We start from the raw sequence: 24,416 nt of genomic DNA, 5'->3' as shown, positions 1-24,416 counted from the left end.
CGTTACATTGCCCTCCTTGTCGGTGACACGGACAAGACGTTGTATGCCGTAGTGTTTGAACCTTGTAGATGGAAAATGTTTCAAAGATATAAGGGAATTATCCTCTGATAAGCCCAACTGAATTTTAAGGCGGTTTATAGCCTTGTTTTGTTGATACTTTCATATTTCTTCATTATCAAAATTTGATAGGAACCAAGAATATTTATCTCCACCTGCTATAATACTAATTTGCTTGAGATTTTCTTTCTTTTCTTTTTCTGTTATTGAGCCAAAAATATCCTTTTGGTTCAACTTTTCTATTTCTATTAAAATGTCTAAGAATGAACTTTGATCTTTAGCCATATAGCTTATAATATAGGTTGGGTCTTCCCAGTCAAGTTCAACAATTTCACCTGTTTCCTTCAATATGGCAAAAGGAAAGGCTTCTGCCCATCCTACATAAATATACTTATCGTCTTCTAATGTATCTGTATCTTTATTAAAGGATACAGTTAATATTCTTAAATTCGTCAAATCATAATTAAATATTAAATCAATTATGGCATTATCTGCAGAGATACTTACATTAGTGCTCTTTTTTACAATTTGCAAATCATTAATATAAGCATCTATAAATTCATCCGAAAAATCAGTATTTTTCTTTATCTCTGATTTATTCGGCTTGATTTTAGAAATTTCAGTAACAAAATTTATAGCTTTCATATTCTATATTAATTATGGACACACCATAAACTAATGGTGTGTCCTCGTTATTTAATTAATTTATCAGTAAAGGCTTGCCTGATTTATCAAAGTATTGTTTATTTGTCATATCAACACCTCTCCAAGTACCTCCAACTCTTTTATAATCCTTGTAGAATCTTACTTCGCGGATATTATTGTCACGTAAACTCCACTCATAAATTTGTCCTGTCATAAAATCTACATATGCTCTATTTTGCTTTCCTTCACCAGGGCTAAGAAACATATAAATTGGACTGTTAGGAGAATCGGTAAATATGGATACCATGCTAAACAAGGCTGTCATTGAAGACAAGAAGGATGTCCCCTTGACCATACGCACATTAGAATTAAATTTACTACCATTTATTTTGTGTAGTTGAGAAGTGAATTTTCTATGTACACTTTCTGGTAAAGGAACGGCAAATCGCCCTTGTTCTACATGATGATGTACCAACTTATTACCTTTATAATTAGCATGCATCTTGTTATATGAAATCCATTGTTCGTCAACAATTGGTGCTCTTTTTGCTTTTATCAGTTCGATATTTTTTTTACTGAACATTTCTGGATGCGTTTTCAACAATTGATTCCAAAAATATCTATTATCACGAGGGAATCCTTTGACAGTAACCGAACTTCCATTGGCTTTAGACATATCAACATATGGACCATTTTTCCAAAATTGCACTACATCATCACTATTGCCATCTTCGTCAATTCTATTAATAGGATTGACTGAACAATAATGATATGGCATGAACCAAGGTTTTTCTTCTTGTAAAGGATCTACACTTATCCACAAACTCAGTCTCGGGTCATAGTACCTCGCACCATAGTAATACAATCCCGTCTCCTCGTCGAATTCCTTCGCGTTGAAGAGATAAGGCGTATTCCAGATGCTGTTCCGCTCTTCAATGAACACTTCGCCGAACGGCACATACTCGATGTGCTGAACCACCTCGCCGTCCAGGTTGGTGATGTAGCTGCTGCTGCCCAAGTGGTCGGGATGGTAGTAGAACTGCAACTTCTCGTATGCGTCCAAATCCTGGAAGTTGTTTTCCAGTGCCAGGGCACGGGCTTGCGCAGCTTCGGGTGAACCGTCGTCGCAGCAGAATTATCGTGCCAACGAGCGAAATGCAAACTTGTTTGCAGATTTCCGAGTGCAGCCGATAATGCTAAAAGCAATCCCTGTCCGTCCACATAGTCGTTATTGTCCGTTCCGTTGTACGGCACCTCAAAGATAGCATAATTATCCTTGATTACCTGCTGTAGAGTGGAATATTTTGCTTGTAATCAGCCCAAAAATGTCCGTCTCACTACCGGCATACCGGATGCGTTTCAAAACAGAGGCATAGATTCACTTCAGCCAGCTGGAACTTCTTGCCATCAGTCTTGCCGTAGGTATAGATATTGTTCTTGGAAGCGGTTGTGTTAAGAGGTTATGTCATCTAAGATATAACCTAAACTTAGATATATTGAAAGCAGTGGTTTTGTTACATAGGCACAGAGTACAAAAGTAGTGTTTTGTTGTGGTGTATTTTACCTGTTTACCTGATGAAAAATGTATAAAGTAATGTGAATTAACTAATGTTTGATTGTGTTTGAGTTGTATGGGTATTTAATACATAAGAAACACAGAATAAATAACTTAAGTATTAGCGTTTAATAGCCTTAGATAGCACTGTTTGAGGGATAAATGAATTGAAGCAACTGAAAACAATCAATCTGACGACCAAGATGCTTTGTAACAAGGTAGCTTGTAACCACAGTTACCTTTAGCTGGTTCGTTTTCCTTTAAAACGTCCTCTTTCGCAAAGCGAAACAGCGATTTATCGCTCCGCTGCGGTAGTAGTCGGCAAGTTACTTTTGAGGGGGCAAAACGAATTTTGTGCCCACAAAAGTACAACTTGCTTGGCTCTAACTGCAAGCCTAAATCGACTAAAAAAGGATAGTTTCTCCGCTTTTTTCTTCAAGTTTATACCAAGGTTTGACAGACCAAGATACTTGTTGCTCTTGTTGTTGGTATCTTTGCTCATCTGATAGTGCAGTTGTGGTAACATTGCATATTGATATGTTTAGTCTCTCATGCCGAGTGCTCGATATTCAAGGGTGCAATACACTTTGTGTCCATGTTACGTAGGTTTTAGATAGCCTTGTATATGGGTTCGGTGTTCTATGGGCTGACGGTTATAAATATAAGGTTGTATGTAGCTCTCGGTTCTTCGGTTATAGGTATGATGGTTTATAATGTGGAAAAAGGGTAAAAGGTCAAAAAGTTCAATAAGGTCAAAGTGTCATTGTGTCATTGGGATTTTTGCGTTTTCTCTGTTTATGATGCACGTTTAAGGTAGTGTGCCTAATTTACGGGATTGTGCTTCTATGATGCTTTTGAAACGAGAGGAAAAAGAATGTAGTACGAATAAGAAGGGCGTGAGTGGCTGGCCTTTTTTATTGGCGCTTTAATCAGTTTGAAGATTAAAAGGAAGTCTTTAATGGTATTTAATCAAGGCGATTTAAGGCGATTTAAACAGTTTCAGATGATTACCTTATAGGTAACTTTATAGGTAACTCAGCACTATCTGCTAAAACGAAAAACTCCGAAACACTTGATAATTAAGTATTTCGGAGTTTTTTAGGTGGTGCCACCAGGAATCGAACCGGGGACACAAGGATTTTCAGTCCTTTGCTCTACCAACTGAGCTATGGCACCAATCTTTCTCGTTTGCGGTTGCAAAGGTAAGCAAAGTTTTGAAGTTTACAAATATTTTTCCATTATAAAATGAATCAAAATATTTTTATCCATTTTTTCACTTATTTATTTGGCTGGTTCCTAAAATATACATATCTTTGCAACCGCAAATAAGTAAAATTGCATTCGGAATGTAGCGCAGTTGGTAGCGCACTACGTTCGGGACGTAGGGGTCGGGCGTTCGAGTCGCCTCATTCCGACAGAAGGCGACAAGCAGTGAAAATTGCTTGTCGCTTTTGTTTTATCTTCTTTATAACTTGCTGATATTCTACAGAATATCTTAAATACTTCATTATCAAACAAGACGCCACCCGGAAACACTAATTTTTGTAACCCTTGGCGTAACTCAAAGTGATCAACGCAATAATCAGAGGAGTGATCTGGTAAAATTGTATATTTGCTTAAAACAAATCATCATCAATTATGGAAACTAACGGTTACCACTTTCTTCTTCCTAAAGTGACACTGAATTATTTCACCATTTCAGATGTAAAGTAAAGAAATCAACGTAAAAGAACTGAAAGATTTCACTGATCCTTTTTTGCACATATAGGAAAATGCAGGAGAATTAAAAAAAAGAAAAAGCTAAGTAATGAATTATCAATTACTTAGCCTTTCTTTCTGTACCCAGACCCGCATTTGAAATAATTAAAGTGGGGAAAATGTGGGTAAAAAGAAAAACGCAGAAAAATACAGCAATATAACTATATATCAATTATTTACAATCATATTAAATTTTAATCCGAATTAATCCAATTGCAAATTATTTAGCAGATGTGGGGAAAATGTGGGGAAAATATCTATATTTGCATCCAGATAGATATTTAACCTGCAAGCCTATGAAAGTAACTTTCATCATTAAAAAAGCGGCAAAACGGTATGATACAGAATCAACCGCAACTATTTATATCCGTCTGAGAAATGGAAGACAGCTTGATTCTGTTGCTCCTACCCAGCTTTCAATCAATCCCAATCTGTGGGATGACAAAGCAGAGTGTGTAAAAACAAAAGCTGTCTGCAACGAAGATTTAAGGACTGGCATAAATGAAGAGATACGAAAACTGAAAACCTATGTGGAAAAATCCTTTCATACGGAAAAAGAATCCGTTGATAAAGAATGGCTGAAACTGACCTTAGACAGATATTATCATCCTGAAAAGTATTTCACACCGGAAGAGATTGTCATCAAGCCGACTTTCGGAGAGCTGTTTGACAGCTTTCTGGAAAAGCATCCGTTATCGGAAGTAAGGAAAAAGAATTTCAGGGTGGTAAAAAGAGCCTTATTGCGTTATGAGCTGTATGTACGGGAAACAAAAAGAGGGCAAAAAGGATTTGTTCTTGATGTTGATACCGTCACACCTGAAACGCTGCGGGACATGTGGGACTTCTTCGAGAACGAATACCAGTATTATGAACTGTACCCAAGCATTTATGAAGCCATTCCAGAAAAGAGAACTCCGCAACCACGAGGGAAAAATACCCTGATAGACTGCTTTTCAAGAATACGCACATTCTTCCTGTGGTGCCTTGACAACAATCTGACCGCCAACAGACCGTTTGACAAGTTTCCGATAGAGGAGTGCAAATACGGAACCCCTGTTTATATCAACCTTGAAGAAAGAGACAAGATTTTCAATGCTGACCTGTCAGCCACTCCACAGCTGGAGATACAGAGGGACATCTTCATTTTCCAGACACTTATAGGATGCAGAGTAAGCGACCTGTACAGAATGACCAAACTGAACGTGGTAAATGAAGCCATTGAATACATACCGAAGAAAACCAAAGAGGGCAATCCTGTAACGGTACGTGTTCCGTTGAACGAAAAGGCAAAGGAAATTCTCGAACGGTATAAAGGACATGAGGGAAAACTCCTGCCGTTCATTTCCGAACAGAAATATAATGAGGCAATAAAAAAGATATTCAAACTTTCAGGAGTGGACAGGATTGTCACTATCTTAGACCCGTTGACACGTGATGAAGTCAAAAAACCGCTTTATGAAGTGGCAAGCAGCCACCTTGCAAGACGCACTTTCATCGGCAATATTTATAAGAAGGTGAAAGACCCGAATCTTGTTTCGGCACTGTCGGGACACAAGGAAGGCAGCAAGGCTTTCAGACGGTACAGGGATATTGACGAAGAGATGAAGAAAGACCTCGTTAAACTTTTAGACTAAGCCTATATGGGACAACAGGAATATGACAATTTCAAAAGACTGATAAGGGAGTGGCTTGACAGCCACCCCGATGAATATGCGACTTTCGTGGAAGAAATGAACGACAAGGAGTTCAAGGGATTCGTCAAGGTTTTCAAGGTTGCCACAACCTTGGTACCGAGATACAAGGAAGCCACACGCAGACGGATCGGAGACGACAAAATCTCCGATTTCGAGGAACTGGAGAATGTGCTTCTGGATTCTGACCTTGCTCAAAAGATTGTAAACGAGTTCCATCATTCAAAAAGGCGGAGTATCATACCTGCCATGCTCGCATGGTTGTACTACGGACGGAGCTATGAGTGCATGGTGAAACAGGGAGAGGAACTGGCCAAAAGAAAAGGTATTACCGGACTATACAAATGGCTTGTTTCCTACATGGTCAGGTTCATCATCAAGAAGAGCATCAGCAGCGGCATGAGAACCAAAGAGGACTGGGTGGCTTTCAGGAAGCAACAGAAAGCCATTGAGGAAAACAACCTCGTGGAATGGTCTATTGAGGATGAAGAAGACATTGAAGAAACCGAAACGGAAGATACGGACAGCCTGCAGCAAGGACAGCCCAAGAGCGCCGGACGAAAAGCCGACACACGCACCCTGCCGGAGCTGCTGATAGAGAACAGGGATGTCATTCTGGAAAGAATCGGAACAAGGCTGAAAACGCATACGACCGAAACAGACATCGCACGACTGTACATCGCACTGGTGGAATACCGCTTCATGCGACCTTGTCCCATAAAGACTTTCCGGAACGCACTGCAACAGCAATATACAGACCTCAGCATCGTACACGAAAGGGGAATACAGAAAGCGTACAGGAACCTTACCACACCTTTCGGAGGCAGCAAAAAACTGATAAAGGACATCGGGGAAGACCATGTTGCCATAGAGGAATTGAAAGCTTATCTATCCGCTTGAAACTCGTTTAATTCGTTTTTGGATTTTACGAATTTAACGCATTGAAACCCATTGATTTACGATTATTTTTCGTTATATATTTGTGCCACTATCCTAATCGGGGTAGTGGCTTTTCGTTTATAATACTGCCGAAACGGGAAGTCTTACAACCGGCAGTTTCAACAAGCCTATGACAGACCTGATGGCAATTATCCAAAGCGGAAACGGCAACATCAAACTGGAAGTGACAGGCGAAGACCTGCTCATGTTTTCAAACCAGCTGATAAGCCGTGCCAAGCATGAACTCTCCACCGCCATTGCGGAAGCGAGAAAGGAAAAGTACCTCACAAAGGAGGAAGTGAAGAAAATGTGCGACGTGTGCGACACCACCCTTTGGCACTGGGCAAAGAAGAACTATCTGAAACCCGTAAAGGTGGGGAACAAGGTCAGATACCGACAGTCGGACATACAGAAAATCCTGGGTGAACGCAATCCTTCAATCTGAGCCTATGAAAGAGGAAGAATACATGCGTGTGGGAACGACACTGTACAAGGTCGTAAACCAGCCCTGCGCCAGCGGAGGGTATGAGAAAAGACGTGTGATATGGAACAACAGCACACTCAGGCAGGACTACGGGAAGAACTATCTTGCGACCGTCCCGAAGTATGACGGATTCTGTACCGTTCCCGACCATCTGAACTACCGGAAGGAAATTGACGGTTTCCTGAATCTGTACGAACCGATAGAGCATACTCCGCAGATAGGGGATTTCCCGAACATACGTTCTCTGGTGCTACACATTTTCGGTGAGCAGTACAATCTGGGACTGGACTATCTGCAACTGCTGTTCCTGCAGCCGTTGCAGAAACTCCCCATACTCCTGCTGGTATCGGAAGAGAGGAACACGGGCAAGAGTACGTTCCTTAATTTCCTGAAAGCCGTATTCGGGGATAACGTGACATTCAACACCAACGAGGATTTCCGGAGCCAGTTCAATTCCGACTGGGCCGGAAAGCTGCTCATTGTCGTGGACGAGGTGCTGCTCAACCGCAGGGAAGACAGCGAGCGGTTGAAAAACCTGAGCACCACTTTCAATTACAAGGTGGAAGCCAAAGGGAAAGACCGCACGGAAATAGCCTTCTTCGCCAAGTTCGTATTGTGTTCAAACAACGAGTATCTGCCTGTTATCATTGACGCAGGAGAAACACGATACTGGGTAAGGAAGATAAATCCGCTGCAGAACGATGACACGAATTTCCTACAAAAGCTGAAAGAGGAAATTCCTGCCTTCCTGTTCTTCCTGACGCAAAGGGAGCTTTCAACGGAAAAGGAAAGCCGTATGTGGTTCAATCCGAAGCTGACACATACGGCAGCCCTGCAGAAAATCATCCGGAGCAACCGAAACCGTCTGGAGATAGAAATGGCTGAACTGTTCCTTGACATCATGTCAAACATGAATGTGGAAAGCGTATCATTCTGCCTGAATGACCTCATGACACTGCTCATATATTCGCAGGTAAAGGCAGAGAAACATCAGGTGCGGAAAGTGGTTCAGGAAGTATGGAAGCTGACTTCCGCACCGAACTCGCTTTCCTACACAGCCTATGAAATCGCCCCCACCCGAGACTGCCACTACGAGACGAAAAGGAAGACAGGAAGGTTCTACACGATAACCAAGGAACAGCTGACCGCTATATGATTATTTTGATGAAATGATGAATATGGTATATAACACATTGTATTACAATATAATATAATCTCATCATTCATTCATCGGAATATAATGCTGATGAAAAGAGAAATCATCATTTCTTTTTTGGCAAGCAGTCTGATGAAAAAATGATGAAGTGTTACCATTCTATATAACAGCTTATTACAAGCAAAGTTCATCAAATCATCGTTTTTTCACTCATCACAAAACCGTACGAAAATGACAACAGAAGAAGCAAAAAAGATAAGAATCGCAGACTATCTGCACAGTCTGGGGTATTTCCCAGTAAAGCAGCAGGGGGTAAACCTCTGGTACAAATCCCCGTTCAGGGAAGAGAACGAGCCCTCGTTCAAAGTAAACACAGAACGTGAACAATGGTTCGACTTCGGTCTGGGAAAGGGCGGCAACATCATCGCACTGGCAGCACACCTCTACGCAACGGAGAGTGTTCCGTATATCCTGAAACGCATAGAGGAACAGACACCGCATGTCCGTCCCGTGTCTTTCTCTTTTCGCAGGCAGTCTGCCACCGAGCCGAGTTTCCAGCAACTTGACATCGTGCAGCTGTCTTCTCCTGCCCTGCTCTCTTACCTGCAGGAAAGGGGGATAAATACGGCACTGGCGAAAAAAGAATGCCGTGAGGCACACTTCACCAACAACGGCAAACGGTATTTCGCCATTGCCTTTCCGAACATATCGGGTGGATATGAAATCCGCAACCGATATTTCAAGGGCTGCATCGCACCGAAAGAAATATCACATATCAGACAATCGGGAGAGCCGAGAAAAGCATGTTACGTTTTTGAGGGGTTCATGGACTACCTTTCCTTTCTGACACTAAGGCTTGAAAGCTGTCCGCAATTCCCTGATTTCGACAGACAGGACTACATGGTTCTGAACTCTGTTGCCAATGTTTCCAAGGCACTCTATCCGCTGGGCAGCTATGAACGCATCCACTGTTTCCTTGACAATGACCGTGCAGGAATGGAAGCCCTGCAGCAAATCAGAAAGGAGTATGACAATACCAGACATATACGTGACGCTTCACACATTTACAGCGGATGCAAGGATTTGAACGAATACCTGCAAAAACGGGCAGAGACAAAGAAACAGGCTCAATCCATCAAAGTGAAGACACCGCCCAATAAACCGGGAGGCTTTCGGTTATAGCCCACTATAACTACACGCTTCGCTTACGTAGTTGTGGGCTCTCCCGAGGGGATTAGGGTTTTACCCTAATAACCCACTCAGGGCGTTTCTCCCCTGAGAACCCAGAGCAAAGAGTGACCCTCTCTTTGCAATCTCCGCTTATGGGTTGCACCCCTAAGAACCCCATGCGTTTGCGGACAGCGGAAAAGCAAGCAATAAAGTACAAACCCAAAAACAGGTATCTATGGCAACAAAATCAAGCATACATATCAAGCCCTGCAACATCGCATCGAGCGAGGCTCACAACAGAAGGACTGCCGAATACATGCGCAACATCGGAGAGTCCAGAATCTATGTCGTTCCTGAACTCTCCACCGATAACGAGCAGTGGATAAATCCTGACTTCGGCAGTCCGGATTTGCGGACGCATTATGATAATATCAGACAGATGGTAAAGGAAAAGACCGGACGTGCCATGCAGGAAAAGGAACGGGAGCGCAAAGGCAAGAACGGCAAGACAGTCAAAATTGCGGGATGCTCCCCCATACGTGAAGGAGTGCTGCTTGTCAGGTCGGACACCACACTGGCAGACGTGCGTAAATTCGGTGAGGAATGTCAAAGACGCTGGGGAATCACACCGCTGCAAATCTTCCTGCACAAGGACGAAGGACATTGGCTGAACGGTCAGCCGGAAGCGAAAGACAGAGAAAGCTTCAAGGTCGGGGACAGATGGTTCAAGCCGAACTATCATGCCCATATCGTTTTCGATTGGATGAACCACGAAACCGGAAAGAGCCAAAAGCTTAATGACGATGACATGATGCAGATGCAGACCTTGGCATCTGACATCCTGCTGATGGAGCGTGGGCAATCAAAGGCTGTAACAGGTAAGGAACATCTGGAACGTAACGACTTTATCATCGAGAAACAGAAAGCCGAGCTGCAACGCATGGATGCAGCCAAACGGCACAAAGAAGAACAGATAAATCTTGCCGAACAGGAACTAAAACAGGTAAAATCAGAAATACGCACTGACAAGCTAAAGAAGACAGCCACCACAGCAGCGACAGCCATAACAAGCGGTGTTGCTTCTCTTTTCGGAAGCGGAAAACTGAAAGAACTGGAACAGGCTAACGAAAAATTGAATCAGGAGATTGCCAAGCGTGACAAAGTCATAGAAGAACTGAAAGTCAAGATGCAACAGATACAGGAACAGCACGGCAAACAGATACGCAATCTTCAAAGAATCCACAATCAGGAGCTTGAAACCAAAGACGGGGAAATATCACGGTTGAACTCCCTGCTTGAAAAGGTATTCGACTGGTTCCCGATGGTCAAAGAAATATTGAGAATGGAAAAACTGTTGGCTGTCATCGGATTCACCAAGGATATGATAGACAGGCTTCTAACAAAAAAAGAAGCTCTGCAATGCAGCGGAAAGATTTACTCCGAAGAGTACAGGCGAAGGTTTGAAACCAAGAATGACATTTTTAGAGTAGAGAAAAATCCGACAGATTGCAATAAGCTTATACTGACCATAAACGGACAGCCTATTTCTGATTGGTTCAAGGAACAATGGGAGAAACTACGGCAATCCATGCGCCCTGTCGTGCTGGAAGAGAAGAAAAGTAGAGGATTCAGAATGTAATTCAGCCGTATTGTGCAAATTATTAATGGAATTTCTTATTTTTGTAAATAGATTGTTTTACTTACAATAAACTGATATTGACTATGAGAAAGATGATTTTATATTTGTTATGTTTCTTCATAGTAGGATGTACAAGCAAACCGTCCAAAGAGAAGAATCTGCAAACTCCGATAGACAACACCGTTGGAGTAAATGACACGCTTGGAATTTCTCTGCGTCCAGAGTTTCCAGTCTATTCCACAAGTCAAAAAAGAATTATTTTCAAATTACGAAACAACGGTGATGCCAATATAGGTTTTGGCGGATATTACCATTACACCTATAAAGACGAAAACGGTACGTGGCGGAAAGTACCTATGGAACTTGTTGTATTCGATGAAGAACTCGTGCTTTTTCCAAATCATGAGTATCTCTATGACGCAGAAGTGTTTCAGCACACTCCTGGTATGTACCGATTTTTCTTGTCAATAAATAGATGTGGCAAAAGCCATACATTGATGACCGAATTCGAGTTGTCTTCAGATTCCGTTCTGAGGGAAAAGACATCACCCGTAGATTCATTGAAGACACAACCCAAAGACTCGTCACAGACTGTTTCTTTTGAGCTAAAGCCTATTCCTCGTGAAATCCCTAAAGGGGAAACTATCAGTTCGGATTTGCTTTCCATGCAGACTGAATACGATTATTATCCATTGTCAACAACGGAAGTAAATGTAATCATTACCAATCACTCTCATTTCGAATATAATTGTGGAGAAGGCTACAGTCTTGCTTACTTCAACGAGAAACAAAATACTTGGGAAACTTTACCAACCAATCCTATAATCAACTCTATCTTATGGATATTCCCACCAGAAAATCCAACTCATAGGCAGACAATAGAACTATATTCCTCTGAGGTTCCAAACCGTCCCGGCAGGTACCGCATTTACAAATCGTTTAATCGTAATACTCGCACGGCTTACGCAGAGTTTGAACTTGTTGACATGAAAGGGGTAAAAAGAATCCGTAAACGGATTGATGATTATTGTGAAAGCAACAGAAAGTCACCCAATGACACTACAGCGTATAATATCCATTCCACTTGGATTGAAGGTGATGATGGGGATACCATTTATGTAGGCCTGATGAACAACACTCCCCACTTTCAAGAAATGTTCAGAAGGAAAGTTGTGAGCTATTCGGCTGTCACTCATGGCATCGTACATCAAGATGTACCTTTCTTCCAATCTGCGCCTTCTGATACATTACATGTAACCATGAAAACCGAACGGCCTGTTTATCCGGTAGGAACAGAAACGATATCCGTAGAACTGGTTAACGGAAATTCTCATAATCTGTTTTTTGGAGACCCATATAATGTAGTGCGCAAAGAGGGGAACCGTTGGATATTACTCCATGATGGTGGTGCTTGGAACGACATCGGTCATGGATTGGCTCAAGGAGGAACATTCCATTTTACGGCAAGACTTCATCCTCTTGTCAATGACAACAAGCCGGGTATTTACAAAGTTGTCAAACGTATCAAATTTAACGGTTCTATTCAAGAGTGGTATATGGGTGCCGAATTTAGAATTGAATAAAAGCCCAATCATGGAATCAATACAATCTATATTTCTTCTGTGCTTGTTTGTAATCACAAGCTATTCAAGCAAGCAACTGTTATTGGTGGAAACCGGGAACTCTGTCATGGCACCTCATTGTAACAATGAACTATCTGCCATCATTGAGAAACTTAATAGCGAGACAGACATTTCCCGTCAAGACAGCTTGAGAAAATTGGTCAACAAAAGACTTTGGACAGAGGCAAAAACTATCGAAGCGAGCCTTACTGATACGACATTCCTGAAAACAAAAGAAGAAATATCTTATTCTGCCATCGCCCCTATGAATAGGAATGGCTTTAATCCGTATTATGCCTATAATCAAGTGATTTATCTGAAAGCTTTGGACAGAGCCAAAAAAAGATTATCCGTTAAAGATAACCGCTTGCATTTCCCTTATAAAAACGGTATAGAACTGAATATATCGCATGACCTTTATCTTTTTATCTGTTCCTTATTCAAGGAGTGTAACCACTGGCTGGATTCCGGTAAATATGAAATAATCAAAGACGAGCAAGGCTTATATACGGTTGCTCTGAGTGGGAAAAAATCCGATTGACAGCAATAAACTTGATTTTTTAGTATTTTACAGCGACATTTTACATAGCAGACAAAACAGTTTATGCGTATGAAAGTTTTTTTTACTATCCTACTTTGGCTTGTTGTTCTACCAGTAAAGGCTACAGGACAGTGGGGCGATATAATTCGCTTGGAAGGAAAAGAATGGGTTCTGTTGGTAAAACCAATAGAAAGTGATACTATGCTGGGTAACCGGGTGAGAGCTTTCCTGCCAGATAATATCAGTTATTCAACTGGAAACTATAGTTGCTATACGGCTTCATGGGAAATACGTAACGGTTATCTTTGCCTACGACAGATAGAAGCCGATGTCTACGATGAAGCCAGCAATAAAGATTCTACACTAGTGTATGAGGGGAAAGATTTGCAGTCGCTTTTCCCTTCTTATTATAAAGATGGAGAAATTCAAGCCCGTTGGTTCAGTGGGGAGCTTCGAGCCGGAAAAGGAAATTTGGTGAGATACGTGCATGACGGTTTCGACCGTAACATGGAAACGGAACAGGTACTGACCGTCCGGAACGGTAAAGTGTTGAAAACAGAAACTTATCATAATTACCGGAGACCCGGTTTGAATTTGAAGAAAGCGCAAAAGGAGATTGCCTGTCGTTTTCCCTGGAAACGGTTTCCTGAATACCGAGGAGAACAGATCATTTTTGTAATAGGTGATTTCCAAATGACGGATGACGGTCACTTCGTGGATTGTGATGTGCATTTTTTCTTTCTGCGTTCTTCACGAAAAACGATAGAAGACAGGAATCATCCGCTGGCTCTCGCTTTTAAAGAAACGCTGAAATCCATTTATCCGTGGGAGGAGCTCTTTATCAACGGGAAGTACACTATGGAATATCGGAGTTTTACTATGCCTTTGAGGGGGGATATAACGCATGATAAGGGTGATTCTGCAAAATACACGATTGTGGGTCGGGTGTATGGTGAATCCGTCCGTCAACGTCCTCCTTATGATGTGGTACATGCTGTGCTTGTTGGCTCCAATTTGAGCATGGTTGAACAACCGTTTCAAGGATGGCTGACAGATTCCACCGGCTGCTTCCGGATAAAGGGGCTGGAGGCCGGAACTTATCATCTGAAAGCGGAATATGTGGGACTGGATCCTTGTGATACGGTAATAACTCTCCCTTCACAGCATAATGACACGCTGCGTATGGTACTTCCCTTATGGTATGATTATATTTTAAAATATGACTGTTCGCCGGAGTTGTCGAAAGAAAATATCCTCAAGGGGCATCCCAAGCTGCGCCTGGTAATACCGGAAGAACAGGAACAAAAAATCCGCACACACTTTTTCTGGAAAAAGTACGGCGTGAGTTATGACGTTTTTTATCCATTGAAGAAAGATGGGACACTGGACTGTTATCTGGGTGTTCCCAATCATCTGCTGACGACTTATAATCAGGTGGTTTTTGATTATCTAGATAAGAAGTTTGGCACTTCATGGCGCAAGGAGGCTCCGAAAGGAATATTTGGTCTGGATAAATCTTTAGATGAATTTCGTGACTATAAATGGTTTATCAATACTTTACATAAGGAAAGCAAGTATCCGGTAAAGTTGCTGAACAAGGGAAAAGAGTGTCTGCTACGCATTGAATATGCCGTGGACAGTAACGGATATATCGTGCAACCGAAAATCATTTCTTGCAGCAACTGCTCGTTTCGGAAAACAGTGTTGGATGCTTTTAAAAAGGTGATGAATGTTCCTACTTTATTGAAGGCAGGTAAAGATACACTTGTAGTTCAATATAAACTGGATTCTTCTGCTACTGTTAATCCAGATACTGATGTGCTGGTTATCGGCTATACACCGTGTGATAAACCGATACTGATGAAATAGATAAAAGGAATAATTGTTTTCATTAAAATGGAATGAATATGAGAAAAGAGATTGCATGTGTCATATTAATTTTGCTGGCGGCCTGTGTAAATAAGCCCGGACAGCCTGTACAGGAGGCTACCTCTACAGCTGTTATCGGAGGTGCGGACAGCATGACATCCATTGTGGTTGCTGATACTTGTGCTTCATTTCAAGATACAGTAACATACGAATTACGTCAGTGCCAACTTTGGTATACAAAAGATTTACCTGAAGAATATAACGGAGAAACCCGTCTGTGGACAGAATATGAAGTATATACAGAAAATGTGCCCGTGATTAATGTATTTGTAAGCAATCCGACGGACATTCCGTTGGAGTTCGGACGGGATATGCGTTTCTATTTGTGGAAAAATGATAAATGGTGTCCGCCGGAGCAAAGGGATACCTCCTATACGATTGTATGGAATAGTGATGCGTTTATGATAGAGAAGGCTCCTTTGCTGTATTGCTTCCGTTATAAACTGAATGAATATTGCATTCCAAAAGGGAAATACCGTGTTCAGAAATCATTTAGCAGAGGTGATGAGGATATTCTTTTGACAGACAGTTTTGAGGTTAAATAAAAATGTGTGGAGTATGAAAAGCTGGTATATTTATTTCGTGGCGATGATGGCAATATGCGGACTGGGATGCAATCGCACGGCATCAAAAAAGCAGGTTATGCAGATTGGACCTGCCGATGCACAATGCCTGAACTGTGATACGTTAGGGAATACTATGCGGATGAATATGATACAGAACCATTATCCGCTTGATACGAAGAATGTGTATGCTATCTTATTGAATCCTAAGCGTAAGTCGCTGATTTTTGGTGGTGACTGGACATTGCAGAAATGGGAAAACGGCTCGTGGATGGGGGCAAAGATGAATGGAATGTATGGCTTTGGAGATGTAGGTATGCAGTTAAACTTTGCTCCTGATTATTATTGTTTTAGTTATCCTGTCAGTTGCTATAGAATTACATCCGGAAAATATCGGATTATTCAATCATTCCATGACGGGAGGGAAGAAATTACAGTAAGTGCCGAGTTCTGGATTGATAGCATACCATAAAAACGACAATACGATAAAAAATAGCATCTTAAAAAGATAGGAATAAATGGATTTTAGATACTTTAGAAAACTTAGAAAAAAAATGTATACTTTTTTTTCTGCATCGCATCAAACCTCTTAATTTCCAAAGAAAGTGATTTCTTCAACTGACCAGCCATGAAGTCCAAGAATGGCTGATTGGTTTCCTCTTCTTGTGATTGTCGTAAGGCAGAAATATACTCTTCCCTATCTTCCTTAAATATCTTAGTCGGAAAGAGGTTATGGCAAAACTGGATGTAATTCATCAGCAGACGGGCAGTTCTTCCGTTGCCATCTACCCACGGATGAATAGTCACCAAGTTAAGATGAACATTGAAACTTAGTTCGTATCGTTCCCGAAATGTTCCCACTGTCTTTTGCTTTTCCTGTAATAAGGTGCAAAATTCATCTATTTTGGCAGGGACTTTCTGATAACTCATATAAGATCGTCCACCAATACCAGCCGTCACGCCACACAAGCGAAATTCACCTTTGGAAGAATCAAAAGAGCCACCCATAACATTATAAATACTGCCTGTCGTACGCATCAATGTCGAATTCAACTTTTGCAAAAACGCTGAATTAATTGGCTTCTTACATTTGGCTTCCTCTTTGGCAAACTCATAAGCTTTCTTTAAGTCCTCATTCATCAAATGATATACCAAAGGTTTCCCTTTAGCTGTCAATCCCTCATCGAAAAGCATTTGTGCCTCCGCTTCGGTGAGTGTAGAACCCTCAATTGCTGTAGAATGGGTAATAAGAGAATAGAGGTAGTACTTTTCAAAGTCCATCGCTTCACTAATACCAAGTTGCTGAAACTTCTGGTATAACTGTTCAATCTCTTGCCAAACACCTTGTTCCATTGACGTTTATTTAATTGGATTTATTTCTTTTCAAAGGTAGTGTATTTGTATTGTGTAGCCAAAGAAAATAATGATTTACTACTATATTTTTTGCGCCTGTGGGGAAAATGTGGGGAAAAATCAGGCAAACAAAAAGGCTAAGCGATTAATTGTTAATCGCTTAGCCTTTCATTCAGTACCCAGACCCGGTACAAGGCATAGAAATCATAGGAAGACAAAAGAACTTATCTCCTTTATTATCAATAGTTTGCATATTTCCTATTTTCTCCATTTTTGCCATATTTTGCCCGTTTTCTGTTATTCAGTACACTTTTAGTACACTTTGAAATATAATTTTCTTTTATACCTTTGCAATATCGGAAAACAAAAGAAAATCAACTATTTAGTAATTTTACCCGGTTACGGTACCTAAATCGGGATAAAACCTCTAAACAATGGCAAAGTTAGAAAATAAAACGAAAGAAAATCCGAAACTGGAACAAAATAAGCTTTCGGATGGTAGAATCAGCCTTTACTTGGAGTATTATTTAGGTAGAGAGGAAAAGCCCGTATTGGATGAAAGCGGCAATCAGGTGTATTACGAAAGCGGTAAGATGCAAGGAAAACCAAAGTTTACTGTCAAACATCACAGGCGAAAAGAAAACCTTAGCCTGTATCTGATAGACAAACCACGTACTCCTGCGGAACGACAACAGAACAAGGAAACATTAGAGCTTGCCACAAAGATACGTGCAGAACGTGAACAGGAATTTAAGGAAAGTATGCTTGGTTACCGCTTGAAGAAAGACAGAACGGTTAATTTCTTAGATTATTATCAAGCCTACATTAACAGCTACACGAAGAAAGACATTCGTATGGTGCAAATTGCGCTTAGTCGTTTCAAGGACTTTTTGAAAGAACAATATCCTGTGAATGAATTTAGCATCAAGCCCGAACTCATTACCAAAGAAATGATGGAACAATTTGTTGCTTACCTGCAATCCCGAAGTGTGGGCGAGGGTGCAAAAAGCATTTTCCAACGATTCAAGAAAGTTGTTCGATATGCCATAGACCATGATGTCATGCTGAAAGACCCATGTAAGGGTGTTACATGCAAAGTAGATAGCCAAATACTCCGGAAAGATGTACTTTCCCCCGAAGAAATACAGAAACTGATAGCTTGCCATTACGACAATGAAAATCCGACAGTCAGACGGGCTTTCATCTTCTGTCTGTACTGCGGCTTACGCTTCTGTGATGTGAAAGACCTTACTTATAAAAATGTGGACTATGCCAACCGACTATTGAAATTCGAGCAAAGCAAGACAAAAGGACATTCAGCCAGCAGCGGTGTAGTTATTCCACTGAACGATGGTTTGCTGTCTATCATTGGCGAAGCTCCGGCAGACAAGAATTGTCTGATATTCGATTTGCCCTCATACGAAAGTTGCTGTAAATCAGTAAAGCGTTGGGTTAAAAGAGCCGGAATAGACAAGCACATAAGCTGGCATTGTGCAAGACACTCCTTTGCCGTGAATATTTTGAACAATGGTGCGAATATCAAGACAGTAGCCAGTCTTTTAGGGCATAGCGGATTGAAGCATACGGAGAAATACACTCGTGCGGTGGATAAATTGAAAGAGGAAGCAATAAACAGCTTACCCGAATTAAAGTTTTAACCATAAAAGACTTATCTTTGTAACTATGGACTTTGAATCATTAGTAGAACATATCAGTACGATACAGAACACGTTGCAGGCACAAGCCGCACACGCAGTAAACCTCGCCCTTACCGCCCGTAACTGGCTTATGGGGTGCTATATCGTGGAGTTTGAGCAGAACGGAGAAGACCGTGCCGCATACGGCGAACAACTGTTGAAGAAGCTGGAACAACGGCTGAAAACAAAAGGTCTGAATGAACGTAGATTTCGTGAGTTTAGGCGGCTGTACCTTGTTTATCCACAACTGAAAGAACAAGTATTACACTATATCATGTCGGGAAATGAAATTCAGCACACACTGTCCGCCGAATTCACAGAGCCAATTCGGCACTCAGTGTGTGCCGAATTACAAACATCAGAAATACAACATAATAAATGGAGTATTCCTTCAGAAAGATTATTCAACAAGCTGCCATATTCTCACTTAAAATTCATATCTAAAATCGAAAGTCCTATAAAGCGTGCTTTCTATGAAATGGAAGCAATACGTGGCTGTTGGTCTGCAAGAGAACTGGAACGGCAAATAGCGTCTTTATACTATGAACGTAGCGGACTATCCAAAAACAAGGAAGCTCTTTCCGATTTAGTCCGGCAACAAGCAGCCTTATTGCAGCCTAAAGATGTTATCAACACCCCTGTTACTTTAGAATTTTTAGGATTGAATGAACGTGCCTTAGTAACAGAAAGCGACTTGGAGCAATCCATTCTTGACAACCTGCAACACTTCCTGCTGGAAATGGGACATGGATTCTGCTTTGAAGCCCGGCAAAAACGTATCCTGATTGATGAGGATTATTTCTTTGCTGACCTTGTATTCTATCACCGCATTTTGAAGTGCCATGTCATTGTGGAATTGAAGATAGACAAGTTTCGCCATGAGTATGCTTCACAACTCAATATGTACCTTAACCACTTTAAAGCGGAAGTGATGCAGCCGGACGATAATCCACCTATCGGAATCTTGCTTTGTACCGAAAAGGGAGATACATTAGTAAAATATGCCACTGCCGGATTAGACCCGAACATCTTCGTGCAGAAGTACATGATAGAACTTCCAAGTGAGGAAGAAATAAAGGAGTTTATCACTTCTGCAAACTGCCAATAATTCAATCAAACAAATACTGGCGAAAAGAAAAAGACTATTTCTCTTTTCGCCAGCATAAATATTTTGCTGCTAATAGAAATAGGTTTAGTTTGTTTTGGATATATACAAAGCCATAAACTAACCTTATTATAAAAAGCTAAAAGACATTCCGTATAGAAATTGACTTTAAGTAAATACATATTTCTTGCTGATTAGCCTATTGGTTTCAATTTATTTCACAGCATGAACATTATTTATGGTATTTCCAGATTCATTTTCTTCATATAGGCAGTATCAAGCTCCGCGCCTTTCCAGTTTATGTCAGGAGGAAACTGTTTCCATCCGTCTATGGGTGGCGCAAGTACCCATTTGGGAACAATGGTACTTAAGACATTCGCATTGCCCGGAAATACCGCAGAGAACATTATCAATGCGTATTTATGAGACACATCTGTATTATTAAATTTACTTGTTGTTGCGACATGTCTAATACTATCAACATAATAAATGAATCCTTTTTCTTGACTTGAACTTGAATTGATAACAAATCCATCTTTATAGTAAGTTCCAATTGTATAACGAATATTATTGTCATTAAAATAATAGAACTTATCCATAAAGTAGAATATAGGCAATTGCAATAAAACACAAATGCAAATAATCCTAAATATCCATTTCTTTTTTTGTGAGAGATTTATTTCCATAAATTTGATGAATAGCTTTGCCAAGTTAATGTTAATGAATTGCAAAAGAATGCCATTTAAGGATAGACCTCCCTTGCTAATAATGTTTTTTTACAAGATGCGAAATGACCATTGACAAAAACAAATAAATGAACACACAGCCTTGCATTAATATAAAGATGTCCGGTGCTATGGGTTTGCTGTTTGTGTAATATATGTATCCGAAACTGAATAAACAGGTCGCTACCAACATAATTACAGCCATTATACGAATTGCGTTGCAGTGCAACCATAAATCAGTTATGATAAACAAAAAAGAAACAAACAATTGCAAAATAAAGACACCAAGGAACATGCCAGAGATATATTCCGATTTTGGTATTGACTTTAAATAAAAACATGATAAATATATGTTTACACTAAATGCTGTAAAGAACAATATAATTGTTACTAATTGTCCTATTTGTTTTAACTTATTTCGCAACATGAACATTATTTAGGTATTTCCAGATTCATTTTCTTCATATAGGCGGTATCAAGCTCCGCGCCTTTCCAGTTTATGTCGGGAGGGAACTGTTTCCATCCGTCTTTGGGTGGAGCCAGAACCCATTTAGGAACAACTGTTTTTACAACAACTCCTGCTCCATGCATCTTTGTTGAATACTTAATAAGTAGTCTGTCTTCCTCAAGATTGTAATTGCTAAGAGTTGCTCTTGTGTAAGTATTATAGCTGTTTCCATTCACTTCATAAGAAAAATCATATTGTGTTTTTGGACTTTTTCCTACCAGAAAACTTGTATCCTTATACTTGGCTATGGTATAGCGTACATTTTCGGAATTATAAAAGTAATATTTATCAGAGAAATAGACGTAAATAATATTCATAGCCAGTAAGATACCAACTATTTTCCAACCGTTCTTTTTTATCCAATGTATAAATTTACCTGTCATACCACTTGATGCTTTTATTGCTTACCTGATAGTTTGAGGATAGTACAATTTTTCTTCCTTATTTAATTGAAAAATAGCCAATTGCTATTCCCAAGATAATGGCACATACAAGAATCCCCAATGCTATAAAGAGATAGTTGGGATAATGAAACTCAAGGTCCATATAAGGTATATGTTTTCGTTTCACATATTTACTCCATAGCCAAATAATATATTTGCCTATACTTTCCAGTCCTACAATATCAATCATTATTATCGTTTTTGAATATTCATTCCATAATTCGTTTTAGAAACAAACCGACCATTCATCGGTTTTCCGTTGGTCTCATAGGTCTTTGGTCAGTCTGAATAATGTATATCCTATTATGATGAATAATATTCCTACAATAATGCCAACTATCCAGAATAGTTTTATTGGATATTGAAATATAATATCTTCATATTTTATCTTTTTTTTCTGTGTATGATTATGCCAAATCCAAACTAAGAATTTCCCAATATGATAATATATACCTGGTGCACTCATTATTACTTATTGCTTTTGTTGTTTAATGTATCTATTGAAGTTTCATACCACTTAAAAATGTTCTTCTGAGGTATCATTCCAAAAGTTGAAAGTTTCTACCATGTCAATAAATGATTTACCTTCTTCACTCATTTTGAAACGTTGTTTAGCCTGCTGAAACATTTTTCCAGCCTCTTTTTGCCATCCGTGTCCTTTAGGCTTATAAAGATTTTGTTTATACATTGGAGATTTGACATAAGCATTATAGCCATTAAGACCACTTGTTATTTGACTGCAAGGTCCTAAAATTCTTAGTGCTCCTCCAATGAATGCAGTGGGAGCAAAGTCCATGAATGCTTGAGTTCTTTCTTGTGGTGTTTGAGAAAAACCTCCAAGTGTATGTCCTGTAATCCAAATTACAGGGGCATTAACCCCATCATAAAAGAATTTTGTGAATAACCTTAGCCCTTCTCCTAAAATGTTTGAAGAAGGAGAGTTTATGTCCATCTCAAAAGCTGCTAATCCTTTCAATTCTTTAATTTCACCATGGTAGACCTGTTCTGGTATATCTATAATTCTTCTTTCCGTTATGTCAATTATTAATAATCTTTGTCCTGTGGATATAGAATACTCACTTGACAGATCATTCCATCTTTTTAATTCCTCAACAGTAACGTCAAACATTTCTGCAATATATGCTAAGGTATCTCCTTCACAAACGACATACCTTGCGCATCCGTTTTTGTCAAACAGCCCTCTAAGGCTTTTTTTTATCATTTCCTTTGAGGTATCAATGCATTGGATTTGAACAATGTTAGGTATGCATATCTGGTATGATGGTATATTGTCGTTTATATCCATGACCGTTCCCTCCGTGTCCTCATAATAATTCTGATATTGCACAAAAGCATACCCTTCTCCTATGACAAATCCGGTATATGGGATTCCTTTTGCTTTATAATCCAGAAAATCGTCTCTGCTTATAAAAATATTATTGTATTGGCTCATAGATGGATATAATTAGAATTATGGTGTATTATTTCAAACGAATCTAATAAATTATTCGCAAATATCAAATAATTTTAGGTATTTTCTTACTATTTATTGTTATCAACCAAATGCAAGCTAAAACATCCCCCCCAGTCCATATATGATACTTCTAAACACTTTCCCTTTGTATTGCAAAACTTATATAGAAAATTGTTATGTTTTTTTTCAAATTTCTCCGATTCTATTTTATTCAGAGAGCATCTTAATACATTAACACTTAATTCATCAAAAGTACCAAGATAAACAGCACAACTGTCTGTATAAGATTTCATCTGCAAATCACAGTTGTTTCTTTCTAACAAAAACAAACTGACAAATAAGAACTTATCTGTTTTATCATGGTGCTTTTTAAAATACAATAAATCACTTGTCCCATTAGTATAAACTGATCCATCTGAATAACTTGCAGATTCTTCGTTCGTTATAAAAGAATTGACAGGATATTTACTATTATTCAATTCTTCTAATATCGAATGCAAGAGCATTTCATTATCAACAAAATTATTTATCAAGTAGGTGCAGCAACTATCTACACCTACATTATATATCTTAATATTATTGGTCGTTTGGATATTTTTTTCAATGACAACAAATCCAATAAGCACAATTGCAATTATAATAAATAATCGTTTTCGCATTTTACCTTGTTTCATAATATACATTCTATACACAATTCAACTTAGTATCAAGTTATTATGGAATTATATATTTATTAAAAAACAATTGGTCTGAATCTCTACTGTGTTTATCAAACATTGGAACAGGAACAGATAGTGTACCATAAATAGGAGCTAAATAACCAAGAAAAAACAGCCTAAAATAAAGTATATTATAATGTTGTAGCCTCTCTATGGATTCATTATCATTTTGGAATAAAGCAATATAATCATATCTATTAGTTTTTTTACTTGGATATATATAAATACTCTCAAGAACAGAATCTTTTCCTATTTCTAAAATAGACTGATAGCCTTTTCTTTCTATAAAAGGAGATAAAAAAGCTATTTTTGGAGCACGAGAAAAATCCTCCAATTTTTTATCTGAATTAAATTCTAATACATATACTGGATAATTTTTGTTATATGGTATTATACTATGAATTTCATCAGCATTAACTTGTCTAAATGAAAGCGGGATAATACGTGGTATTTGACATGTTCGATAATAGTTGTAAAGTTCATTTGCTGAATACAATAAAACTATCAAAACAACAATAATCCATAAGAAATGATATTTTCTTGTTTTAACTACATACCCAATAATACAAATAGAAGTAATACCAACAATCAAAAGACTAAATATAAGATATAAAATGCCCATATCCTTGACTAAATTTGCCAA

The 24,416-nt window shown here is 39.4% G+C and carries 21 protein-coding genes and 2 tRNA genes; 14 read left to right on the top strand and 9 right to left on the bottom strand.

What is annotated here, in order from left to right; all coding sequences use genetic code 11:
• Nucleotides 1–159: 159 nt before the first annotated feature.
• The 3 genes from ACDG22_RS04400 to ACDG22_RS04390 all read right to left on the bottom strand — a co-directional run bounded on the left by ACDG22_RS04400 (nt 160) and on the right by ACDG22_RS04390 (nt 3,433).
• Nucleotides 160–702 carry a hypothetical protein gene (locus ACDG22_RS04400; protein WP_270230926.1) on the bottom strand — a complete coding sequence of 181 codons (543 nt, stop codon included), beginning with the start codon at nt 700–702 and terminating at the stop codon, nt 160–162.
• 55 nt (nt 703–757) lie between these two features.
• On the bottom strand, nt 758–1,765 hold the full coding sequence (locus ACDG22_RS04395) for an RHS repeat-associated core domain-containing protein (protein ID WP_370858793.1): 1,008 nt from the start codon (nt 1,763–1,765) through the stop codon (nt 758–760).
• 1,595 nt (nt 1,766–3,360) lie between these two features.
• Nucleotides 3,361–3,433, bottom strand: a tRNA-Phe gene (locus ACDG22_RS04390).
• Nucleotides 3,434–3,599: 166 nt separating this feature from the next.
• Here ACDG22_RS04390 and ACDG22_RS04385 point away from each other — a divergent pair.
• The 12 genes from ACDG22_RS04385 to ACDG22_RS04330 all read left to right on the top strand — a co-directional run bounded on the left by ACDG22_RS04385 (nt 3,600) and on the right by ACDG22_RS04330 (nt 16,221).
• Nucleotides 3,600–3,672, top strand: a tRNA-Pro gene (locus ACDG22_RS04385).
• A gap of 639 nt (nt 3,673–4,311) precedes the next feature.
• Nucleotides 4,312–5,649: a site-specific integrase gene (locus ACDG22_RS04380; protein ID WP_178269884.1), complete on the top strand. Its 1,338-nt coding sequence runs from the start codon at nt 4,312–4,314 to the stop codon at nt 5,647–5,649.
• A 6-nt stretch (nt 5,650–5,655) separates the two neighbouring features.
• Nucleotides 5,656–6,606: a DUF6043 family protein gene (locus ACDG22_RS04375; protein ID WP_178269885.1), complete on the top strand. Its 951-nt coding sequence runs from the start codon at nt 5,656–5,658 to the stop codon at nt 6,604–6,606.
• A gap of 169 nt (nt 6,607–6,775) precedes the next feature.
• Nucleotides 6,776–7,090, top strand: a complete 315-nt coding sequence (locus ACDG22_RS04370) for a helix-turn-helix domain-containing protein (RefSeq protein WP_005797547.1) — start codon at nt 6,776–6,778, stop codon at nt 7,088–7,090.
• 4 nt (nt 7,091–7,094) lie between these two features.
• Complete coding sequence (locus ACDG22_RS04365; RefSeq protein ID WP_022217652.1) at nt 7,095–8,285, top strand: primase-helicase family protein; 1,191 nt, start codon at nt 7,095–7,097, stop codon at nt 8,283–8,285.
• A 231-nt stretch (nt 8,286–8,516) separates the two neighbouring features.
• The gene (locus ACDG22_RS04360; protein ID WP_177865714.1) at nt 8,517–9,467 is read left to right on the top strand and encodes a toprim domain-containing protein; all 951 of its coding nucleotides are present in this window, start codon (nt 8,517–8,519) and stop codon (nt 9,465–9,467) included.
• Nucleotides 9,468–9,690: 223 nt separating this feature from the next.
• Nucleotides 9,691–11,094 (top strand): coiled-coil domain-containing protein, encoded by a 1,404-nt coding sequence (locus tag ACDG22_RS04355; RefSeq protein WP_270672840.1) that lies wholly within the window; start codon nt 9,691–9,693, stop codon nt 11,092–11,094.
• A gap of 83 nt (nt 11,095–11,177) precedes the next feature.
• On the top strand, nt 11,178–12,677 hold the full coding sequence (locus ACDG22_RS04350; protein WP_235300412.1) for an immunoglobulin-like domain-containing protein: 1,500 nt from the start codon (nt 11,178–11,180) through the stop codon (nt 12,675–12,677).
• A gap of 10 nt (nt 12,678–12,687) precedes the next feature.
• Nucleotides 12,688–13,257 carry a hypothetical protein gene (locus tag ACDG22_RS04345; RefSeq protein WP_270672843.1) on the top strand — a complete coding sequence of 190 codons (570 nt, stop codon included), beginning with the start codon at nt 12,688–12,690 and terminating at the stop codon, nt 13,255–13,257.
• A 69-nt stretch (nt 13,258–13,326) separates the two neighbouring features.
• A complete protein-coding gene (locus tag ACDG22_RS04340; RefSeq protein WP_270672845.1) occupies nt 13,327–15,126 on the top strand; it encodes an FEKKY domain-containing protein in 1,800 nt (599 codons plus the stop codon).
• 38 nt (nt 15,127–15,164) lie between these two features.
• Nucleotides 15,165–15,731, top strand: coding sequence for an immunoglobulin-like domain-containing protein (locus ACDG22_RS04335; protein WP_270672847.1), 567 nt, complete (start codon nt 15,165–15,167; stop codon nt 15,729–15,731).
• Between the two features lie 13 nt (nt 15,732–15,744).
• Nucleotides 15,745–16,221: an immunoglobulin-like domain-containing protein gene (locus ACDG22_RS04330; protein WP_270672849.1), complete on the top strand. Its 477-nt coding sequence runs from the start codon at nt 15,745–15,747 to the stop codon at nt 16,219–16,221.
• Nucleotides 16,222–16,292: 71 nt separating this feature from the next.
• Here ACDG22_RS04330 and ACDG22_RS04325 read toward each other — a convergent pair whose 3' ends face one another.
• A complete protein-coding gene (locus ACDG22_RS04325) occupies nt 16,293–17,102 on the bottom strand; it encodes a Fic family protein (protein WP_022339230.1) in 810 nt (269 codons plus the stop codon).
• A 434-nt stretch (nt 17,103–17,536) separates the two neighbouring features.
• Here ACDG22_RS04325 and ACDG22_RS04320 point away from each other — a divergent pair, with 434 nt between their 5' ends.
• Nucleotides 17,537–18,760 carry a site-specific integrase gene (locus tag ACDG22_RS04320; RefSeq protein WP_149965228.1) on the top strand — a complete coding sequence of 408 codons (1,224 nt, stop codon included), beginning with the start codon at nt 17,537–17,539 and terminating at the stop codon, nt 18,758–18,760.
• Between the two features lie 25 nt (nt 18,761–18,785).
• Nucleotides 18,786–19,907, top strand: coding sequence for a PDDEXK nuclease domain-containing protein (locus ACDG22_RS04315; RefSeq protein WP_149965227.1), 1,122 nt, complete (start codon nt 18,786–18,788; stop codon nt 19,905–19,907).
• Nucleotides 19,908–20,140: 233 nt separating this feature from the next.
• Here ACDG22_RS04315 and ACDG22_RS04310 read toward each other — a convergent pair whose 3' ends face one another.
• The 5 genes from ACDG22_RS04310 to ACDG22_RS04290 form a co-directional block, all read right to left on the bottom strand.
• Nucleotides 20,141–20,503 (bottom strand): hypothetical protein, encoded by a 363-nt coding sequence (locus ACDG22_RS04310; protein WP_270603028.1) that lies wholly within the window; start codon nt 20,501–20,503, stop codon nt 20,141–20,143.
• A gap of 558 nt (nt 20,504–21,061) precedes the next feature.
• Nucleotides 21,062–21,520, bottom strand: a complete 459-nt coding sequence (locus tag ACDG22_RS04305) for a hypothetical protein (RefSeq protein ID WP_270603026.1) — start codon at nt 21,518–21,520, stop codon at nt 21,062–21,064.
• Between the two features lie 577 nt (nt 21,521–22,097).
• On the bottom strand, nt 22,098–23,033 hold the full coding sequence (locus ACDG22_RS04300) for a LysM peptidoglycan-binding domain-containing protein (RefSeq protein WP_149965222.1): 936 nt from the start codon (nt 23,031–23,033) through the stop codon (nt 22,098–22,100).
• A gap of 89 nt (nt 23,034–23,122) precedes the next feature.
• Nucleotides 23,123–23,728 (bottom strand): hypothetical protein, encoded by a 606-nt coding sequence (locus tag ACDG22_RS04295; protein ID WP_240058706.1) that lies wholly within the window; start codon nt 23,726–23,728, stop codon nt 23,123–23,125.
• A gap of 40 nt (nt 23,729–23,768) precedes the next feature.
• Complete coding sequence (locus ACDG22_RS04290; RefSeq protein ID WP_147331563.1) at nt 23,769–24,416, bottom strand: hypothetical protein; 648 nt, start codon at nt 24,414–24,416, stop codon at nt 23,769–23,771.

Origin of the sequence: Phocaeicola coprocola, assembly GCF_041333015.1 — a bacterium.
Classification (GTDB): domain Bacteria; phylum Bacteroidota; class Bacteroidia; order Bacteroidales; family Bacteroidaceae; genus Phocaeicola; species Phocaeicola coprocola.
The sequence above is the reverse complement of the archived record's forward strand: the minus strand, read 5'-3'. Positions and strand labels throughout refer to the sequence as shown.

Excerpts from the sequence above, each read along its gene's own strand:
- ACDG22_RS04400 (WP_270230926.1), bottom strand. The coding sequence starts at position 702 with ATGAAAGCTATAAATTTTGTTACTGAAATTTCTAAAATCAAGCCGAAT.
- ACDG22_RS04380 (WP_178269884.1), top strand. The coding sequence starts at position 4,312 with ATGAAAGTAACTTTCATCATTAAAAAAGCGGCAAAACGGTATGATACA.
- ACDG22_RS04375 (WP_178269885.1), top strand. The coding sequence starts at position 5,656 with ATGGGACAACAGGAATATGACAATTTCAAAAGACTGATAAGGGAGTGG.
- ACDG22_RS04370 (WP_005797547.1), top strand. The coding sequence starts at position 6,776 with ATGACAGACCTGATGGCAATTATCCAAAGCGGAAACGGCAACATCAAA.
- ACDG22_RS04365 (WP_022217652.1), top strand. The coding sequence starts at position 7,095 with ATGAAAGAGGAAGAATACATGCGTGTGGGAACGACACTGTACAAGGTC.
- ACDG22_RS04360 (WP_177865714.1), top strand. The coding sequence starts at position 8,517 with ATGACAACAGAAGAAGCAAAAAAGATAAGAATCGCAGACTATCTGCAC.
- ACDG22_RS04355 (WP_270672840.1), top strand. The coding sequence starts at position 9,691 with ATGGCAACAAAATCAAGCATACATATCAAGCCCTGCAACATCGCATCG.
- ACDG22_RS04350 (WP_235300412.1), top strand. The coding sequence starts at position 11,178 with ATGAGAAAGATGATTTTATATTTGTTATGTTTCTTCATAGTAGGATGT.
- ACDG22_RS04345 (WP_270672843.1), top strand. The coding sequence starts at position 12,688 with ATGGAATCAATACAATCTATATTTCTTCTGTGCTTGTTTGTAATCACA.
- ACDG22_RS04340 (WP_270672845.1), top strand. The coding sequence starts at position 13,327 with ATGAAAGTTTTTTTTACTATCCTACTTTGGCTTGTTGTTCTACCAGTA.
- ACDG22_RS04335 (WP_270672847.1), top strand. The coding sequence starts at position 15,165 with ATGAGAAAAGAGATTGCATGTGTCATATTAATTTTGCTGGCGGCCTGT.
- ACDG22_RS04330 (WP_270672849.1), top strand. The coding sequence starts at position 15,745 with ATGAAAAGCTGGTATATTTATTTCGTGGCGATGATGGCAATATGCGGA.
- ACDG22_RS04325 (WP_022339230.1), bottom strand. The coding sequence starts at position 17,102 with ATGGAACAAGGTGTTTGGCAAGAGATTGAACAGTTATACCAGAAGTTT.
- ACDG22_RS04320 (WP_149965228.1), top strand. The coding sequence starts at position 17,537 with ATGGCAAAGTTAGAAAATAAAACGAAAGAAAATCCGAAACTGGAACAA.
- ACDG22_RS04315 (WP_149965227.1), top strand. The coding sequence starts at position 18,786 with ATGGACTTTGAATCATTAGTAGAACATATCAGTACGATACAGAACACG.
- ACDG22_RS04310 (WP_270603028.1), bottom strand. The coding sequence starts at position 20,503 with ATGGATAAGTTCTATTATTTTAATGACAATAATATTCGTTATACAATT.
- ACDG22_RS04305 (WP_270603026.1), bottom strand. The coding sequence starts at position 21,520 with ATGACAGGTAAATTTATACATTGGATAAAAAAGAACGGTTGGAAAATA.
- ACDG22_RS04300 (WP_149965222.1), bottom strand. The coding sequence starts at position 23,033 with ATGAGCCAATACAATAATATTTTTATAAGCAGAGACGATTTTCTGGAT.
- ACDG22_RS04295 (WP_240058706.1), bottom strand. The coding sequence starts at position 23,728 with ATGAAACAAGGTAAAATGCGAAAACGATTATTTATTATAATTGCAATT.